This window comes from Schaalia sp. lx-260 (assembly GCF_021083645.1).
In the GTDB taxonomy this organism is placed as follows: Bacteria; Actinomycetota; Actinomycetes; order Actinomycetales; family Actinomycetaceae; genus Pauljensenia.
Window position 1 is genome coordinate 201421 of record NZ_JAJNRQ010000001.1, and the last position, 17631, is coordinate 219051.

Consider the following 17631-nt stretch of genomic DNA (forward strand, 5'->3'; position numbering starts at 1 on the left):
ACACCAAAAGAGGAAACATTTATGAAAAATGCGGCTTTAATGTACGGGGCAGCGCAGGAAAGCTGCTTGTGAACGTGTGTTGTCTGGGGATGTGCGCATATGCTGTGGGCCTTGGTGTGGAGCAGGTATTTCAGGAAGGTCTGAAGGGGCTGCGCCGACGCCGCGCAGAATAAAAAGTTGTATTTGCTGGATGCTGGATTCGCGCCGTGCAGGTGAGGAAGGTAAATGGTGCCCAGCTAAAGCTGAATGTATGAGTGCTACTAAAAAATCAGGATTTTGATGGGGGATACGGTCAGTTTTCATTGCTTCTAAGAGGATGTGACGCAAGATTGAGGCGATTAAGTCGGCGTGATGATGCAGGCGATGGCTGGTTTCGCGGGATACGTGTTGACGTAAGTTCAATCCTGCGGCTAGGTGATATTTGTCAGTCATTTCAATATGCGCACGCACGTAAGCGATGAGTTGGGTAATCGGATCGTCGTGATCTTTGATTGCTTGAGTGAGCAGCTCAGAAAAGTCGGCCGTGGTCTGTTCCATGAAAGCGAGGAGGAGGACTTCTTTATCAGCAAAATGGTTGTACACGGCAGTGCGTCCAACTTCTGCGCGATTCGCGATCATTGACATTGTGATCATATTGAATGGTTGCTCTGCCATGAGTTCACGTAAAGCGGTAAATAGGCGTGCTCGTGTCATTTCGCGATGGTCAGTGAGTGTGTGACCCAGAATTTTCGGCATAGGTATATTCTGACAGATTTTCGTTCAGTGTCTGAAAATTCTGTTGTATCAGAGGTGTTTTCTAAACAAAATCTCACAATGAGGATGCCTCATGACTTAGTGCAGCCCTTTATTTTGTGAAAAGTATGTCGTCACACGTGTTGAGTCGACGAAATATGCCAACAGGTGACTACATGCGTTATCTCTGGGCGCGTATTTGTTCGCATACCCGCGTAATTTCACGCACAATCGTTAAATTAGCGGGAATCCACGGGAGTGTTTCCACAGTATGCAGTGGTTGCCATCGGATATCTACATGTGCTTGTGTGAGTGTGGGAAGCTGAGGTAAAGAAATGAATTCTTTTGCAGGACGCTCGGAAAGATCCGGTGAGGCGTATTCGCTAAGCCATACACCCATATGTCGTTGAGGCCCGATTGGCCACCATGCGCCTGACGAGTCGCATATTTCTTTCCCGTAGGTGAGTTCCCATCCTAGTTCTTCGCGTATTTCACGAGCGAGTGCTTGTAGGGGACTTTCATTTTCTTCTATTTTTCCTCCGGGAAGTTCATATAAACCGCGTAAGTGTTGTGGATATGATCGAGCGGCGCATAAAAGATGTGTGGGGCAGTGTAAAGAATTAACGATTGCTGCGGCTACTACGGGGCGCGGGAGTCGAGTGCTTTCGTTAAGGAATACGGTCATTATTTTCCTTGGGCTTTTCTTTGAGTCCTTAAGGGGCTTGTTAAAAGAAGGGTGCGTTCGCCTGTGAAAACTTTGCTTACATACTCAGGATAAAACACCAACGCGGAAAGAACGCATACCGCCCCTGAAAGAAATGTGAAATATTGTGCTCTAGGGCATATTCAGTGAATCTGAGCGGGGAGGCGAGAGGCTACAAGAAGAAAAAGAAGTGAGCGAGTATCACAGGGGTACTCGCTCACTTCAAGGGTGAAAATAGGTTAGCGCTTCATGTGACGGCGCAGGAAAATACCTGTGCTACCAAGCGCAATGACAGTCATCATGAAGGCTGCCGCAAGGAAGGAAAAGCCTACACCTGTATGAGCCAGTTGCTGTGTGGTTTGAGGAACAGGATTGCCTGCCCCCTGCGGTGCTCCAGGTCCGTATGTCGTATCGGATGTGGACATCCCATCATCTGCCTGAGAATCCGTGTCCTGCATACCAGGGGAGTCAAGGGCATCAGAGGCGTTATCTGCTGGATCTGTTGAGTTTTCTGTGCCCATTCCTGCGCTGTTTTCTGGTATAGCGTGGGTAGAATCATCACCCGTAGTACCGGGTGTGGAAGTGCCAGCCGAACCAGTGTTTTCCGTAGAGGCTGTGCCGCCTGGAGTGCCTGTATCTGATGAGGAATCATTCTCAGCGGAGCCGGTGCTTCCATTTTCATTTTCTGAAGAACCGGGTGTATCAGCAGAGCCGGGACCTTCAGGAGCGCCTTCTGAAGATCCAGAGCCTTCAGGAGTGCCTTCTGAAGCCCCAGGTGTGTGAGTGGAATCTTCGTCAGCTAAGCTGCCCCCACTGGGCTGAGTACCAGCGCCATTTTCTGGGGCAGGAGGAGTGCCTTCATGGTTTTCTGAGGAATCATTGTTTGAAGGCGGCTGCGGCTGAGGAGCCCACTGCGCGTAGAAAGTGACATTATCAGTCACCGTGTACTCAGCTTCAGGCTGGTAGGTATCGCCCATCCCATTAGCCTCAGTATTCCAACCGGTGAATGTGTAGCCCTCCCGATTAAAACCATTGGCAGGTAGTTTATGTACGGAATCAACTGGAGCTTCAATGTCTTCCATCGTGCCGGTGCCTTCATTTGCATCAAAAGAGAGGCGTGCAATGATAGGGACATCTGGCAGGGTTGAAATGGCTGAGCGTAAAACGATGGAATTTCCTTCCCGAGCAAGGGTGTATTCATCAGAGTCACGCCACAAAGTGACGGCAGTAGAATCCTGCAATCCTCCGTCAACTGTTACAAAGGTTTTATCCTCGTAGTCATCCAGATCCTCAGAGCTATTATCAACTTCAACGGCCAGATTCCCGGTGACGTTTCCTCTTATATGCAGCGCAGAGTTAAGGGGCAGAGTTATTTTCCCGTTATTTGAATCAATGGCACCAAAAGTGATGGTGCGTGGTGTGTCAGATTCCGATAGTGTAACGGAACTTGTTTCCCCATCAGAAGCAGCCAATGTCAGTGTGTCAGCTCCCGCGAAACCGTCAGCCATTCTTACATTCACACCCTCTAAATGAAGCTGATCCAGTGTGCCGCTCACTGTGAGTGTGGATGGCGTGCGACCGCTAAAAGCAAGTGAACTATGTGACGCGTTTTGTGCTCGATAAACGGAAATTTTGTTGTTCGAGTGTGAGCTAACCCGTGTGGCAGCGGTATTTTGGTGATTGTCGCCAGAAAGATCAACACCATTGGTGGCTGACACGAAAGCGTCAAGCTCAATGGTTGTAGGGAGAGTTTTATCTTTGTAGATATCACCGGCAACAATGCGTTGGAAAGCTGTTCCCGCGTTTCCTTGGATCGGCCGCGAATTCTTGAAAGTAATATGAGCGCCAGAACCGCCTTCGACACCACTATTAGGGCCAGCAACCAGAGTGGGAGGTGTTAAAACAGAAGCCGGTTTTGTTGTGACAGCATCAAAAGTAATGGTGTGATCGGAAGCAAAAATATACGCTTCACTGCTGCCATCAGGTGTAATCCCAAGGGTCAGGTTCTTCAGGGTAATATCGCCCAAAAGTTCCAGAGGAGAACCGCGGAAAGCCAGTTCATTTCCTTGGCCATTGATTGTGACAGATTGAGTGAGGGCAATACTGCCACGTGGCGTATTAGTGTCAGAACCTAAAGAAACATTATCTAATAGGAGAATCTCATCCCCATCATGAGCAGCCTCTAAAGCACGGAAAAAACTCGTGTAGGGACTTTCTTGTGAGCCATCACCATCTGCTTGACCACGATTTTCGCGGACGTATATTTGCCGTCCCGCAACAGCAGGAGGCTCTGAAGTATCCGCGCTTACAGAGCTTGCTGCTGTGTGAGTCAGAGAATCTACATTGGCGTAGGCTCCGGTCGGAGCTAACAAGACTATCAATGACGTTAATCCTGCAAGTGCAGATAAACGTCGTTTTTTGTGGGGGGACTTAAGCATCGGTTGCTCTTTCGTGAAACGTAAAAAACAGACAAACAAAGTGTACAGGTTTTCTTGCTATAAACATATTTCGGTGTGTACGTATGCGGGGGCTTCACAGGAAAATATTTCGCAGAAAAGCGCAAATAAAATACGCAGGAAAATATGTGTCTACACGATCAAAAGTCATGTTTTATCGCGGGGACGTTACTTAAACTTACCTACCGGACAGATCTGGCGCAGCAACATATGAACTGTTAGTCTCGCACTTTGTGAGGCCCTTTCTTGTAGCGGTAGCCCGCCCCTCGGGAAAAATCGCAAATGATGAGCAACGAGCTTTACGAAAGCTTGGACACCTGGATGCTTCTGGTCTTGTCCCCCTAACCCTAGACCAGCCATCCGTATCCCTACCGGACTTTTCCTTATACTCTGGTGTCATCATTACAGGCTCACCCTACAATTTCCTTTCCACCGAAAAAACAGATGCGCAGCGTTGGACAGAAGAACACCTCTTACGCCTATGTGAACGCCTCCTTGCCGCAGATTTTCCAACACTTGCACTGTGTTTCGGCCTGCAAATGCTTGCCGTAGCCGCAGGTGGAACGCTGACAAGCGCCCACCCTGAAAATATGGGTGCTTACCCGATTACCTTGACAGAAGAAGGAAAAAAAGACCCTCTGACAGGACAGCTCCCGCCTTCTTTTTATAACTATGTCGCTCATGCGGAATCACTTGCTGACATTCCGGACGGATTGACTGTTCTCGCATCCTCGCCCACAACTCCTGTGCACCTTGGACGTTTCGGCCAGAACATATACGGCACCCAGCACCACCCCGAAATTGACACATACGGTATTCGACTGCGTATTGAACACTATGTAGGTGTCTACTTTGATCCCGCCGAATACGAGGACATTCTGAGCGCATGCACCTCAGTCCATACGGAACATGGACTCATCCCCGCTTTTACTCAAAGATACCAACGCTAAAGAGAGGGGAAACAATGGAATTCGCACATTCTCCACAATCATCAATTGGTATCGAATGGGAACTGCAACTCATCGATCAAGACTCCAATGACCTACGTCAAAGCGCCGCCTACATTGTTGATCGAGTAGCAGGAAAACCTTTCATACAAAGCGAAATGTTACTGAATACGGTGGAAGTCACTTCCGGTGTTCACAGGCATGTAGCAGGTTGTGTTGGCGACTTGCGTACAGGTTTAGAAATACTGTCCGATATTACCGATGAATTACGTATCGAACTGGCTTCCGCAGGTTCCCACCCTTTTGCTAACCCGGCGTATCAGCGTGTTACTGACAAAGAACGCTACACAGAACTAGTGGAACGCACACAATACTGGGGCCGACAGATGCTGATATTTGGCACCCATGTGCATGTAGGTATCGACCAGAGGGAAAAAGTCCTCCCCCTGCTTAAAGCTGTCCTTACGCGGGCCTATCACATACAAGCCCTTTCAGCTTCCTCGCCTTTTTGGAGTCGAACAGATACAGGTTATGCCTCGAATCGTTCCATGTTTTTCCAACAGCTCCCCACGGCTGGTGTGCCACTGCAATTTGACCGCTGGGAAGAACTCGAACATTTTGCGCAGGGGATGCAACAAGCCTCCACAATACGTCATTTCAATGAAGTGCGATGGGATGTGCGACCAGCCCCAGGATGGGGGACGCTCGAAATCCGTGTGGCAGACGCAAATACGAATATGGCTGAACTGAGCTACATTGCCGCCTTGATTCACTGCCTCGTTGATTTTTACTCGAATGAATACGAAGCAGGGCGGGACCTACCTTCTGTGCCAAGCTGGTTCGTATCTGAAAATAAATGGCGTTCTGCGCGTTACGGTATGGATGCTGTGCTAATTATTGACGAACACGGTAACGAAGAACCTGTGAAAGACACTCTGAGGCAACTGATTGTGCAACTCGAACCCACTGCGGAAAAACTCGGCTGCCTGAATGAACTCGCTGGAACCTTGGAGATCATCCGCGAGGGCGCAGCTTATGAACGTTTGCGTCAGGTTGCGCAGCTCAATTCCGGGTCATTAGATGCTGTGGTGAGTCATATGCGCGCAGAAATGCAAGCAGAACGCCCACTTAAAGCACGTGAATTATCTGCAGGGTCTACTGGGCGCTCGCTGCGGGGCAAGAGTGAAACAACAATGAGGTAGGACTCGATCACAAGTTCAGTGACGAGCTGCCCGTCCAGATCAGGGTCAGGGTGTAAGGAAATCCAGTGCTTCTTGTTCATGTGGTAGCCGGTGGTTATACCGGTGAATTCTTGGATAAGTGCGCGAGCTTCTGCGGGGTCAGCTTTGACGGTGACTAGGTGTTCGTTGTTAAGGATGGTGAACAGTGCGAACCATTTTCCGCCTACTCGTGCTGCTTTCCATTGGGGCGCGAAGTCGTATATTTCACTGCCCGGTAATTCCAGCGCTGTTTTTGTTGCAATCTGATAGAGGGCCTGCCCGTCCATTTATAACCTTCCCTTAAAGCTGCGGTGTTTGCGCATGTGTAGCTCAATCATGTGTCTTGATCTGTTGGCTTGACCTCAAGTGAGCTTTATGTTGTACGGTACCTGCATATAGGAATCATCATGTAACACATAATAGAATATAATGGAGGTTATAATGACTGACTGTGTATGTTCAAAAGAATCCGTTACCATTCCAGAGGAAATGAAAGCCGTAATAATGCGTGCGCCAGGTGACGTTGTTGTTGAAAAAGTCCCTGTGCCGCGCGTAGTAAAAGCAGGTGACGCAGTCATACGCCTTGCTGCTGCCTGTATCTGTGGTTCTGACCTGTGGCCCTATCGTGACCTTGATGAAACTCCGGTGCATAACCGACCTATGGGACATGAATACGTTGGTACGGTCGTTGAAATAGGTGAAGGCGTGAAAAGCCTAGCAGTAGGTGATTTTGTTGTCGGTTCCTTTATGGTTTCTGACGGCACATGTGAAATCTGTGTAGCTGGATACCCTTCGCGTTGCGCTCACGCTGGATCCTACACAGGAAGTCAAGCCGAGTACATGCGCATCGAAGAAGCAGATGGCACTCTTGTTGTTATCCCCGGTGGAAAACCGGAGGATCCAGAACTTTTAGCTGACTATCTTGCGGCTTCTGACGTGCTGGGCACAGGATGGTTTTCAGCCGTAGCTGCACAAGCCGGTCCGGGAAAAACAATCGCAGTAGTCGGTGACGGAGCGGTGGGATTATGCGCTGTTTTAGCAGCAAAAACCCTAGGGAGCGAAAAAGTTATCGTATTTTCTCGTCATGAGGACCGGGCTGCCCTTGCTCGTGAATTTGGTGCGGATGTTGTCATTGCTGAACGTGGCGCTGAGGGTGCGCAGAAAGTAAAAGAACTGACACATGGTTTAGGTGCTCACGGGGTATGTGAAGCAGTTGGGACGCAAGAATCAATGGAACAAGCACTTGCCTCTTGTCGTCCGGGCGGATATGTCGGATTTGTTGGAGTGTCTCACGATCAAATGATTAATGGATGGGACTTGTTCCTTTCTCAAGTGCATCTTTTAGGTGGGCCGGCACCTGTTCGTCGTTTTTTACCGGATCTTATTGCACGTATTCAGCGCAGGGAAATACAGCCAGGACGTGTTTTTACAAAGCGTATTCCTATTGATGAAGCCCCTGCAGGCTATAAAGCAATGGATGAACGCCAAGAAATCAAAGTGTTACTTGAAGTGTAAGCAGGGGCGGGGCCTCTGAAAATTTTGAGCGCGTCCTCAACGTGTGACCTGCTATAGCAGGTCACACGTTATTTTTCTGCACTATGAAATTATCTGCGCATTGAGATTCTCACATGCGGGTCTCCGATCGTAATGCTACAGCGTTTTATTGTTTAATCTACTGTAGATCTTTCTAATTAAAAACTTTATATAATGAATTGAGGTTGGCATAATCGTCACTAATGATCTCTTTACATGTATTCACTGAGTGAGACGATTTCATACTTTCCCCACTACTAAGTCATGGTAGTAACCATGTTCTTTACCGCAGATAACTCCGCACCCACCGCAGGGCGCGTATATCTGCGAATGCGAATGTGTAGCTCAAAGTAACTCGAACAGACCCAACAAATTCTTTCGGCTCTGTCCCGTACCCACTGAGCTTCTACTAGGTACTCCGGAGAAAACCATGCCATCGCTGAACGTCACAGACGAGCATAACGCTATCCGTGATCTGAAAAATGAGCATTTACAAAGTGAAACGCGTGAAAGCCCTTGCTTTGCCGCTGCTCCGACAATCTCATTTGAACTGATGCCACCGCGATCTGAAAATACGATTCCACAATTTTGGAACACAGTGGCAGCATTAGAAGAAACCCTCCCGGATTTTATTTCAGTGACTTACGGCGCTGGCGGACACAACCGCGGCAGCGCACAAGAAGTAATCACTCGGCTTGTGCGCACTGCTCCTCAACGTTCACTTGCTCACCTAACATGTGTAGGTGCTTCGCGTGCAGAAACAACAGCCGTAATCGACAACTACCTTGCCAACGGAGTTCGCGCTTTCTTGGCGTTACGTGGTGACCCTCCCCGTAACGGTGTGCGCATGGCAGATGAACTCACGTCTTCCCTTGAACTCATCACGCTACTGAAACAACGCGAATACTATCGCTGCCAATATTCTGCAAGTAACGTCCTGCGAGGCGTAATCCATCCCCTCATCATTGCAGTTGCCACATTCCCCGCAGGAAATCCTGCAGCAGGAACTACACCCACACAGGAAGTGGAACGACTTCTCTTAAAACAAGCGGCAGGCGCTTCCTTTGCGATTACGCAGCTTTTCTATCACTCTGATATTTACATTGACTTTGTAAACGAAGCGCGCGCTGCCGGAGTTACTATTCCGATCCTTGCCGGCATTTTGCCTCCCACACACCCGCAACGCTTACGACGTGTAGAAGAACTCACAGGAGTAAAAGCAGATGCGAAACTGCTGCGTCGTTTAGAGGAAGCAAATAAAGCTGATTGTTTCCACATCGGTGTGGAAGCCGCCGCAACCCTGATACGTGACATACTTGCTTCTGGTGCCCCCGGTGTACACCTGTACACCTATAACCAAGCTGAACCGACACTCGCAATTTTGCAACATTCGCACCTCATCGGTGAAACTGTGTCACCGAACCTACAACCGCGCCGCTGCGACTGGACTCCGCATAGCGCAAACGACACTCCCGCTGCGGCGACTTATTAGCCGAGGAGTCCTCCCTGTAATATCTACCCTGAACCGACCGTCCTTTACTCATACGTAAAAACTGTCCCTTACTCACAAGAAAGAAATAAGAAAAATGAGCACGACATTCCCCGCCTCAACAATTGTTGGTTACCCGCGAATCGGTGCCAACCGTGAATTAAAACGAGCAGTTGAGTCTTTCTGGGCCGGTCGTATAAACAGTGATGAATTAGAAACAATCGCTACGAATTTACGTATCGACACGTATCAACGTCTCAAAGAACTAGGACTTACAGAAGACAGCGCAATACCTGCTTCTTTCTCTTACTATGACCAAGTCCTCGACGCGACTTTCCTTTTGGGAGCTTTCCCTCAACGATTCCGTGCACAGCAAAAAAACACGGAGCTTGAACAATATTTCCTCCTAGCACGTGGTGAAGGCGCGGTTGCCCCACTCGAAATGACAAAGTGGTTCAACACGAACTACCACTATCTTGTCCCTGAAATCGCTCCAGATACGCCCATCTCCTATGCGTCAAACTGGCCAGTACAACGCTTCCTTGAAGCAAAGGAAGCAGGTTTCATTGTGCGACCCACAATCGTTGGGCCTTTGACATACCTGCTGCTGTCAAAACCTGCTGCTGACGCTCCCCAAGATTTCCAACCGGTGTCACGCCTCGATGATGTCGTGAATGCTTATGAGGCTTTACTTGCTGATTTAGCTGAAGCAGGTGTCCCGTGGGTTCAATTTGATGAACCAGCGCTGACCAGCGACAACTTAGGTGTGAGCGTTGAGCAAGCGTGCGACTTTGTACGTCATACTTATGATCGTTTAGGGGCCGTCGCAACTCGCCCACATATTGTGGTGACCACGCCTTACGGTGAAGCTCGTCTAGCTGTCGAAGCCCTAGCGCATACCCCAGTGGAAGCCATTCATGTGGATGCAGTTGCAGGACAATATCCGTCTTTCGCTGATTTTGCAGGAAAAACACTGGTTGCTGGCGTAATTAATGGTCGCAATATTTGGCGATCTGACCTGCGCGCCACCTTAGAGTCCGTTCGCACGGTGCGCGATGAACTTCCCGCAGGCGTGGCTTTGTCAGTGTCAACATCAACTTCCTTGCAACACGTGCCTTACACGACATCTGTTGAAAAATGGGAAGACGCTACTTTGGATCACCATTTACATCTGTGGTTGGCATTTGCGGAAGAAAAAGTACGTGAAGTTGTGGCCCTTGCTCAAGGACTACACGAAGGGCCACAGGCAATTGCTGAGGATCTTGACATTGCCGATCAAGCCCAGCACACACGAGCCAGCGCCCCAGGAGTGCATAAAGCCGATGTGCGTGCTCGCGTAGAATCTTTGAACGAAAAAGATCGTGACCGCGGTGCCTACGACGTGCGTCGTGAAGCGCAAGAAAAACGCTTAAATTTGAGGCTCCTGCCCTCGACAACCATTGGTTCTTTCCCGCAAACCGTGGAAATTCGTCAGGCACGTGCCGCTCACGCGCGTCACGAACTTGATGATGCCGCCTACCAGAAGGCCATGCGTGACGAAGTGACTCGCGTGATCCGTTTGCAAGAAGAACTGGATATTGATGTGCTGGTTCACGGCGAACCTGAACGTAATGACATGGTTCAGTATTTCGCGGAACTACTTGACGGTTTCGACGTCACACGTAATGGTTGGGTCCAGTCTTACGGGTCACGCTGCACAAGGCCGTCAATTTTGTGGGGCGATGTGACACGAAGCGCCCCCATGACAGTCCAGTGGAGTACTTTTGCGCAGTCACTGACTGACCGTCCAGTAAAAGGTATGCTCACAGGGCCGGTAACAATTCTTGCGTGGTCGTTTGTACGTGAAGATCTTCCGATTGCTCACGTAGCAGATCAAGTTGCCTTTGCTTTGCGTGATGAAGTGCGTGATCTTGAGGAAGCAGGGATTGCTATTATTCAAGTGGATGAGCCAGCTTTACGTGAACTTTTACCTTTACGTCACGCAGAACAAGAAGAATACTTGCGTTGGTCCGTGAACTCGTTCCGCTTGGCAACCAGCGGAGTACGACCAGACACGCAGATTCATACGCACCTGTGCTATTCCGAGTTTGGTGAAGTAATTGATGCAATTGACGCTTTGGATGCGGATGTCACCTCTTTGGAAGCTGCACGTTCGCATATGGAAGTTCTGCCCGCAGTGGAAGCAACCGGTTTTGAACGGCAAATAGGCCCAGGTATTTACGATATCCACTCTCCGCGTGTGCCCACCGTTGAAGAACTCACAGAACTACTGCGAGAAGCGGTACAAGCAGTTCCAGCTGAGCGCGTATGGGTTAATCCTGACTGTGGCTTAAAGACTCGTAATTACGAACAGGTCATTGCTTCGCTGACTCATATGGTGGAAGCTGGGAAAGCAGTACGTGAATCTTTAGCGAACTCGTAAGGTCCTGGCGTGGGTCGTAGGTGATACTGCCTATCGCTGCCCAAATGACGAATAGCGCAAGGTGCGGATCCATCTCATGTGGGTTCGCACCTTGCTTTTATGCTGAACATTTCAAGGAAATGAAGCGACGGAGGCTCCTAAGGTATAGTCCAAAGCACGTGAGGATGAGAATATGGTGTGTGTGACTTCGATTCATGAAACTTTCCTTGCGGCACTTAGCGCTTACGCGCATGATGAACGAGCACGTTTCAATGCGAAACTTGTTCCCACAATTGCTCCTGAACGCTTTGTGGGAGTATCTATGAGTAACTTGCGAAAAACCGTGCGAAATCTGCAAAAAGATTACAGCGATCAGGTGTTTCTTGCAGCTTTACCGCATCCTGTTGTTGAAGCAGATCTGGTCCATATGATGCTGCTTAACGAAATAACAGATGCTGATATATGGGCACAGAAAATGGAAGAATTCTTGCCATATGTTGATAACTGGATGGTAGCTGACGCGGTAAATCCGCGTGTTGTATATGAGCGTCCAGAGAGCGTGCGCGCATATGCGTACCGTTGGCTTGAAAGCGGCGACTATTATTCTGTGCGGGTCGGTATTGTTATTTTATTGCTTGCCGCGCAAAAAGGTTTCTTCGTAGATGAAGACATGAGCCGGATTATTCATTTATCGAGCGATTTTTTCCGCGTCGGCACCCAACGCGATGGCAACTACTATGTGACAATGGCCTGCGCATGGTACTTAGCCACAGTCTTTGAAAAGGAACCGCTGCATATTCGTTCTTTCCTTGAAGGACCAAATGAGCGAATCGTATTGAAAAAATACACCCTCCGTAAAATTCTTGAAAGCCGTAAAACATCCAATGAAGATCGCATATGGCTTAAAGAACTACGTTTGAGGATGAAAACGCGCAATCACTGATCGCGTAGGCTGATGAGTACTTTCTCAGCTTGTGTCAGGCTTGAAAGAGGCCGACACCCGCGAGCAACCCAGTGGCGAATCTTTGACGGCTCCTCAAAAGCCAAACGGATCCCTCTGAAAAATAAAATATGCGGAGCTTTCCTGCCTTCACGCAGGTCACGTAGGAAACGAAACCACATGTTCCGTATGGGGGAACGCGAAATACATACAGCATCTGCTAATACGTTTGCATTGCGTAGGGCTTGCACCAAGTGGGAAGCAAAAATGCCTTCCGCGATGAAAACTTTTTCTTCAGGCAATAATGACCACTCATATGTGCCAATTCGTTGATTCAACGCAATATCGTATGTAGGGATCTGCGCGTATCCGTTGTGACATATGTGTATGAGGGCTGCTAAAGCCTGTTCTTTATGCCACGAAGTAATGTTATCCCAGTCGATGAGTCCTGAACGTATTCGTGGCATATTCGGGTCTGTATCATTTTTGTAAAAATGGTCCAAAGAAAGACAGCGGATGCCGGTACGCGCGGCTATAGATGTTTTCCCAGATCCTGAAGGACCAGTAAGGATGATAACTTTCGCCCGAAGTGAGTGCTGACGCTCAGAATCATTACTGTGAGCAGGTGGAGTATCAACCATATGCGTATCGTATGCGCTATGCATGGGTGGCTGTGGATCGGCAGCAGAGTTCGTCACTGTTTGTGTGTGCCGCTGTGGAGTATGTTCCGGGGCTTTTGAAGGGGAGGCTGTGAAACGAAAGCCTATACGAGGGTGAAGGTAACGAAAATGAGCGGAACACATGCATATAAAGATAAATGTGTGGGCGCATACATCATGTACACGCCCACACACAGGAACAAAAGTTAGCAATCTGTCACAAGGACGACTCGCAGTGTACGAGGACCGTGGACCCCATTGACACGAACCAATTCAATATCAGAGGTCGCTGAACCGCCTGCAATCCATGTGGTAGGACGTTCAGGATGCTTACTTAAAATACTGACAGCCTGAGCTACAGTGGGTTGCACGTCACTGCAGCGTACAACACATACATGTACGTCAGGAAGCAAAGTGATAATGCGTCGCCCCTGATCGGGTTGTGAATCTAAAACAATGGAACCTGACAATGAAACAGCGGTCCGTGAAGCGGTAACAACTGCATCAATATGTGCCAGATCCATTTTGTTGACGGGGTTTTCAGCACTATCAGTGCAGAGCGCGCGTCCATTACGCGCAGCAGCTTTCGCCCACTCAGGATCCAAACCCTCGGGAACAACTACGCTGTGTGAGTGCGTATCAGTCAAGAACTGAGCAATTGCTTCGGGTACCTGTTTGGATTCTACTTGTAGTACTTGAACGTCGTAATCTTCTAAAGCTTCGACAAATTCAGCAATCACCGCAGGTGAACCAGGTTTTTCATCGGTTTCTACACGGTAATCGCGGATAATTGTATCTGCTGGAGCAGCATCTGCGGATGCAGCCAAAGCCTGACGAATTGTTGCTAAAAATGTTGCTTTATCAGTCATTTTTGGCCTCCCTTATCAGAATCTGCACTATGTTCACTGAACCACGAACGGAAGGTTTGTTTTGGCGGCGCAGGAATGTCACGTGTATCAGACCAAGCTGTTGCAGGCCACGGTAAATGAACGAAACGTTGGCCTTTCCCTGCGGCTGCGCGTGCTATAGGAAGTATCGCTCCTGCGCTACCTAAAATCCGGCCATTCGACATGGGGACTGATGCTGCTTTCATTGCGATATCCCACGCAGTTGGTATGCCACCACGGTTAGCTTCAATAGCGCGATGACGTAGTTCCACGAGGACTTCGGGGATATTAATACGCATCGGACATGCATCAAAGCACGCGTTACATAATGATGAGGCGAAAGGTAATGTGGAAGCAGGATCATGATGTGTGAAAGCGCCACGTAACTGCGGGGTTAAAATTGCGCCGATTGGTCCAGGATAGACGCTCTGGTAGGCGTGCCCACCTACATGCTCATACACGGGGCATACATTCATGCAGGAACCGCAGCGAATACAATGCAAGGCTTGGCGTCCAACAGGGTCAGCGAGTACTTTTGAACGACCGTTATCCAGCAAAATCAGGTGGAATTCTTGAGGCCCATCACCCGGTGTGACACCGGTCCACAATGTTGTGTAGGGATTCATACGTTCACCGGTGGCAGAGCGCGGCAGGAGTTGCCCAATCACTTCAAAGTCACGGTATGTGGGAACGATTTTTTCAATACCAACAATGGAAATGAGTGTATCTGGCAGTGTCAGACACATACGTCCATTTCCTTCAGATTCATAAACAACGAGTGTCCCAGAATCTGCGATCATCATATTGGCGCCTGATATTGCAACTTTTGCTTGCAAAAATTTGCGGCGTAGGTGTGCGCGTGCTGCTGCGGTCAGTTCTGCAGGATCGTCAGAGAGGTTTTCTGGCGCATTTTCCATACGGTCAGCAAAAATTGCTCGTACTTCAGAGCGGTTGCGATGGATTGCTGGAACAACGATGTGACTGGGCATATCGTCTGAGAGTTGGACAATCATTTCAGCGAGGTCTGTTTCCCACGCGCGGATACCGCGTTTTTCAAAGTATTCGTTCAGCCCAATTTCTTGGGTAACCATTGACTTGACTTTAACAACCTCGTCAGCTCCGTGTGAGGCAGCAATTTCGTAGGCAATGCAGCGGGCTTCTTCAGCATCTTTTGCCCAGTGGACAATGCCTCCACGCGCGGTGACGTTCCTTTCCATTTCTTCGAGAAGTTCAGGCAGGTGCGTCATTGCATAGTTTTTAATGGTTGAACCTGCTACGCGAAGCTGTTCCCAATCGGGCATTTCGGAAACTCTGATGGCTCGCTTATTACGGATTGTGCGTGTCGCATGTCCGAGGTTGCGTCGCATCTGCGTGTTCCGGAGGGTACGTTGCGCTGCTTGAGGGAAGGGTTCTCCCCATTTCAGCGGGTCATCCGGTGCGGGTACTGAGGGTGCCCAATTTCCTGAGGGACGTTCCTGCAAGGTGTGGTTGTCATTTGATGTGCGTGTCATGTCAGATTCCCAACTTCGTTGTTGTCACAGGGGCTTCCCAAGGTTCTTCACGGGTGCCTGCAAGGATTTCTGCTAGGTGCATAGCGCGTATGCCGGCACGGGCGCGTGAAAGGCCGCCCGCAATATGCATGAGGCAGGAGTAGTCGCCTGCGGTAAGGATTTCTGCGCGGGTTGAAATGACGTTGCTCATTTTATCGGTGAGCATGGCGGTTGATGTTTGGGAATTTTTCATCGAGAAAGTTCCGCCAAAACCGCAGCAGCTTTTGGCTTCAGGAAGTTCAACGAGGTCAATTGCTTCAACTGCGCGTAGGAGCTGGAGAGGGCGGTCGCCTACACGTGTGATGCGTAGGGAATGGCATGTGGAATGGTATGTCACGCGGTGAGGGAAGTAAGCGTTGACATCAGTTATTCCAAGGACGTCAACAAGAAATTCGGAGAGGTCGTACGTATGTTCAGCGATACGTGCTGCCATTCGTGCCATGCCGGGCATTCCTTGGTTTTTTGCGACCATTTCTTGCTGGTGACGTAGGGATCCTGTACATGATCCTGAGGGAACCACGATTGCATCCCATTCGCCGTCAAGTACGGGGGCGAAAGTTTTGACGTGATTTTTGATGAGGGGGACAGATTCAGGGAAATATCCTGTGTTGATGTGCATTTGCCCGCAGCATGCTTGCGATATTGGGAAAACTACTTCATGGCCAAGTCGTTCAAGTAGGTGAGTAGTGGCCTGTGGTGCTTGTGGGAACATGGTGTCCCCAATGCACGTAGCAAATAATGCGATTCGCATATTTTTTCCTTTGAGCCAGTCAACTCCCGTCTTGTGGCGGGGATAGCTTCAAAATAGCGCGTTATTTTTACATTTGTGTGCGCATATTTTTTGGTTGGAAAATCAATGTTTTTATCGCGCGTGCCTGTGCAGTGACTCGTGAAATAAGTATCACGGATGTTTTTAATAAAAGGTGAGTTTTGTAATCTGTTTTGACGTGCGCTCGTCCTCGTTGTGTGAAAATTCGAGAATCTGCGGGTAGGGCGTTTGATACGGAGGGGCAGGTAGTGCTCGTACTGCCTCTGTAAAAGAAAATACGGAGGTGTTACAGCACTGATCGGCGGTTGTGCTTTTGTGTTTTATATCGGACAAGGTCAAGGAGTTCGCGTGCTGCACCGTCGTCGAGAACAAGGTCGGTGACTACTCCTGAACGTAAAGCGGCAAGTAGCGGTAATGCTTTTGATGCTCCAGCAACTGCGCAGAGGCGTTTAGGTATTTTTTTCAAAGTATCAGGTGTCGGTCCTGAGGCGCGTTGATTTAGTTCGTGGTCTGTGGAGCCGTCTTCGCGTAAGAGTACGGTGCAGACATCTCCGACAAGTCCATCGGCTTGTGCAGCCGCTATTTCTTCGGGTTCAAGGAAGCCACCTGCGTACACGTGCGAGGGGAGTCTGGCAGACATTGAGCCAACGCCGAAAAGGGCGACGGTGCATTGGTCAATGGTTTTGAGGACCGAGGTGATGGCGCGTTCTCGCCACATGGCTTCTTTTGTTGAGGCGTAGTCAAAGAAAGCGGGGACGGGGAAGTGCACCATCCGTGCCCCGAGTGAGGTGGCTGCGCGCGAAATGATGGCATCAGCGTAGGGGACTCCGCTTTCTGTGGCGGTTGCTGCACCGTTGAGCTGTACAACTGTGGAGCCTGGGAAATGGACGTGCGGTAGGCATCGAGTGATTTCGGAAGTTGTATTTCCCCATGCTATTCCAAGTGTGGCTCCCGGTTCCATGAGGTCGATGAGTCGTTCGGCTGCGACAAGGGCCACATTGTGTAGGCGGTTGATTTCTGTGTGAACGTCATGGACGGGGACAACCGAGGTATTGACTGCGAATAGGTTGCTGATTTGTCCTGCGAGAGTTCCACGAATACTGGGGGATGGGGGAACAGAGATGCGGACGAGTCCGGTGTCGCGCGCATGTGAGAGGAGGCGTGAAACGGAGGAGCGTGAAATTCCTAAGTGGCGCGCGATGGTTTCCATCGTTTGCCCTTGGAGGTAGTACATGGAGGCGGCTTCGTGTGCCTGTTCGTCTCTGGTGCTCACAGTCACATTGTGTCATGCACGTGTGTGCTTATGCGTTGGGAAAACGTTCGTTTCTTCACTATGAGCACTGGG

Annotated in this window: 15 protein-coding genes; 6 read left to right on the top strand and 9 right to left on the bottom strand. The window is 49.5% G+C overall.

Going from position 1 to position 17631, the window contains the following annotated elements; all coding sequences use genetic code 11:
• Positions 1–36: 36 nt before the first annotated feature.
• The 3 genes from LRP57_RS00820 to LRP57_RS00830 form a co-directional block, all read right to left on the bottom strand.
• A complete protein-coding gene (locus tag LRP57_RS00820; RefSeq protein WP_231204119.1) occupies positions 37–735 on the bottom strand; it encodes a TetR/AcrR family transcriptional regulator in 699 nt (232 codons plus the stop codon).
• A gap of 178 nt (positions 736–913) precedes the next feature.
• Positions 914–1417 carry a (deoxy)nucleoside triphosphate pyrophosphohydrolase gene (locus LRP57_RS00825; protein WP_231204121.1) on the bottom strand — a complete coding sequence of 168 codons (504 nt, stop codon included), beginning with the start codon at positions 1415–1417 and terminating at the stop codon, positions 914–916.
• A 257-nt stretch (positions 1418–1674) separates the two neighbouring features.
• Positions 1675–3873 carry an InlB B-repeat-containing protein gene (locus LRP57_RS00830; RefSeq protein WP_231204124.1) on the bottom strand — a complete coding sequence of 733 codons (2199 nt, stop codon included), beginning with the start codon at positions 3871–3873 and terminating at the stop codon, positions 1675–1677.
• A gap of 251 nt (positions 3874–4124) precedes the next feature.
• On the opposite strand from LRP57_RS00830, the gene LRP57_RS00835 reads away from it, so the two are divergent.
• Entirely contained in the window at positions 4125–4841 is a 717-nt protein-coding gene (locus tag LRP57_RS00835; RefSeq protein ID WP_231204126.1) for a glutamine amidotransferase-related protein, read from the top strand.
• 14 nt (positions 4842–4855) lie between these two features.
• Positions 4856–6040: a glutamate--cysteine ligase gene (locus tag LRP57_RS00840; RefSeq protein WP_231204128.1), complete on the top strand. Its 1185-nt coding sequence runs from the start codon at positions 4856–4858 to the stop codon at positions 6038–6040.
• On the opposite strand, the gene LRP57_RS00845 is transcribed toward LRP57_RS00840, so the two are convergent.
• Complete coding sequence (locus tag LRP57_RS00845) at positions 5932–6345, bottom strand: MmcQ/YjbR family DNA-binding protein (RefSeq protein ID WP_231204130.1); 414 nt, start codon at positions 6343–6345, stop codon at positions 5932–5934. The genes LRP57_RS00840 and LRP57_RS00845 overlap by 109 nt on opposite strands.
• Positions 6346–6547: 202 nt before the next feature.
• On the opposite strand from LRP57_RS00845, the gene LRP57_RS00850 reads away from it, so the two are divergent.
• The 4 genes from LRP57_RS00850 to LRP57_RS00865 all read left to right on the top strand — a co-directional run bounded on the left by LRP57_RS00850 (position 6548) and on the right by LRP57_RS00865 (position 12424).
• The gene (locus LRP57_RS00850; protein WP_442984700.1) at positions 6548–7573 is read left to right on the top strand and encodes a zinc-binding dehydrogenase; all 1026 of its coding nucleotides are present in this window, start codon (positions 6548–6550) and stop codon (positions 7571–7573) included.
• Positions 7574–8021: 448 nt separating this feature from the next.
• Entirely contained in the window at positions 8022–9083 is a 1062-nt protein-coding gene (locus LRP57_RS00855; RefSeq protein WP_231204133.1) for a methylenetetrahydrofolate reductase, read from the top strand.
• 94 nt (positions 9084–9177) lie between these two features.
• Positions 9178–11502, top strand: coding sequence for a 5-methyltetrahydropteroyltriglutamate--homocysteine S-methyltransferase (gene metE, locus LRP57_RS00860; protein WP_231204135.1), 2325 nt, complete (start codon positions 9178–9180; stop codon positions 11500–11502).
• A 181-nt stretch (positions 11503–11683) separates the two neighbouring features.
• Positions 11684–12424 carry a DNA alkylation repair protein gene (locus LRP57_RS00865; RefSeq protein WP_231204137.1) on the top strand — a complete coding sequence of 247 codons (741 nt, stop codon included), beginning with the start codon at positions 11684–11686 and terminating at the stop codon, positions 12422–12424.
• Here LRP57_RS00865 and LRP57_RS00870 read toward each other — a convergent pair.
• The 5 genes from LRP57_RS00870 to LRP57_RS00890 all read right to left on the bottom strand — a co-directional run bounded on the left by LRP57_RS00870 (position 12418) and on the right by LRP57_RS00890 (position 17520).
• The gene (locus LRP57_RS00870) at positions 12418–13119 is read right to left on the bottom strand and encodes an ATP-binding protein (RefSeq protein ID WP_231204139.1); all 702 of its coding nucleotides are present in this window, start codon (positions 13117–13119) and stop codon (positions 12418–12420) included. The two genes, LRP57_RS00865 and LRP57_RS00870, sit on opposite strands and share 7 nt — an antisense overlap.
• Before the next feature lie 167 nt (positions 13120–13286).
• Complete coding sequence (locus tag LRP57_RS00875) at positions 13287–13949, bottom strand: LutC/YkgG family protein (protein WP_231204141.1); 663 nt, start codon at positions 13947–13949, stop codon at positions 13287–13289.
• Entirely contained in the window at positions 13946–15478 is a 1533-nt protein-coding gene (locus LRP57_RS00880) for a lactate utilization protein B (protein ID WP_231204143.1), read from the bottom strand. Before LRP57_RS00880 ends, LRP57_RS00875 begins: the two co-directional genes overlap by 4 nt.
• Position 15479: 1 nt before the next feature.
• Positions 15480–16268: a (Fe-S)-binding protein gene (locus LRP57_RS00885; protein ID WP_231204145.1), complete on the bottom strand. Its 789-nt coding sequence runs from the start codon at positions 16266–16268 to the stop codon at positions 15480–15482.
• A gap of 304 nt (positions 16269–16572) precedes the next feature.
• Complete coding sequence (locus tag LRP57_RS00890) at positions 16573–17520, bottom strand: sugar-binding transcriptional regulator (protein WP_231204583.1); 948 nt, start codon at positions 17518–17520, stop codon at positions 16573–16575.
• Positions 17521–17631: the final 111 nt, after the last annotated feature.

What these genes read in the sequence shown, in the direction of transcription:
- LRP57_RS00830 (WP_231204124.1), bottom strand. Translation starts at nt 3,873, where the DNA reads ATGCTTAAGTCCCCCCACAAAAAACGACGTTTATCTGCACTTGCAGGA.
- LRP57_RS00820 (WP_231204119.1), bottom strand. Translation starts at nt 735, where the DNA reads ATGCCGAAAATTCTGGGTCACACACTCACTGACCATCGCGAAATGACA.
- LRP57_RS00850 (WP_442984700.1), top strand. Translation starts at nt 6,548, where the DNA reads ATGAAAGCCGTAATAATGCGTGCGCCAGGTGACGTTGTTGTTGAAAAA.
- LRP57_RS00825 (WP_231204121.1), bottom strand. Translation starts at nt 1,417, where the DNA reads ATGACCGTATTCCTTAACGAAAGCACTCGACTCCCGCGCCCCGTAGTA.
- LRP57_RS00880 (WP_231204143.1), bottom strand. Translation starts at nt 15,478, where the DNA reads ATGACACGCACATCAAATGACAACCACACCTTGCAGGAACGTCCCTCA.
- metE (WP_231204135.1), top strand. Translation starts at nt 9,178, where the DNA reads ATGAGCACGACATTCCCCGCCTCAACAATTGTTGGTTACCCGCGAATC.
- LRP57_RS00845 (WP_231204130.1), bottom strand. Translation starts at nt 6,345, where the DNA reads ATGGACGGGCAGGCCCTCTATCAGATTGCAACAAAAACAGCGCTGGAA.
- LRP57_RS00885 (WP_231204145.1), bottom strand. Translation starts at nt 16,268, where the DNA reads ATGCGAATCGCATTATTTGCTACGTGCATTGGGGACACCATGTTCCCA.
- LRP57_RS00875 (WP_231204141.1), bottom strand. Translation starts at nt 13,949, where the DNA reads ATGACTGATAAAGCAACATTTTTAGCAACAATTCGTCAGGCTTTGGCT.
- LRP57_RS00840 (WP_231204128.1), top strand. Translation starts at nt 4,856, where the DNA reads ATGGAATTCGCACATTCTCCACAATCATCAATTGGTATCGAATGGGAA.
- LRP57_RS00855 (WP_231204133.1), top strand. Translation starts at nt 8,022, where the DNA reads ATGCCATCGCTGAACGTCACAGACGAGCATAACGCTATCCGTGATCTG.
- LRP57_RS00890 (WP_231204583.1), bottom strand. Translation starts at nt 17,520, where the DNA reads ATGTACTACCTCCAAGGGCAAACGATGGAAACCATCGCGCGCCACTTA.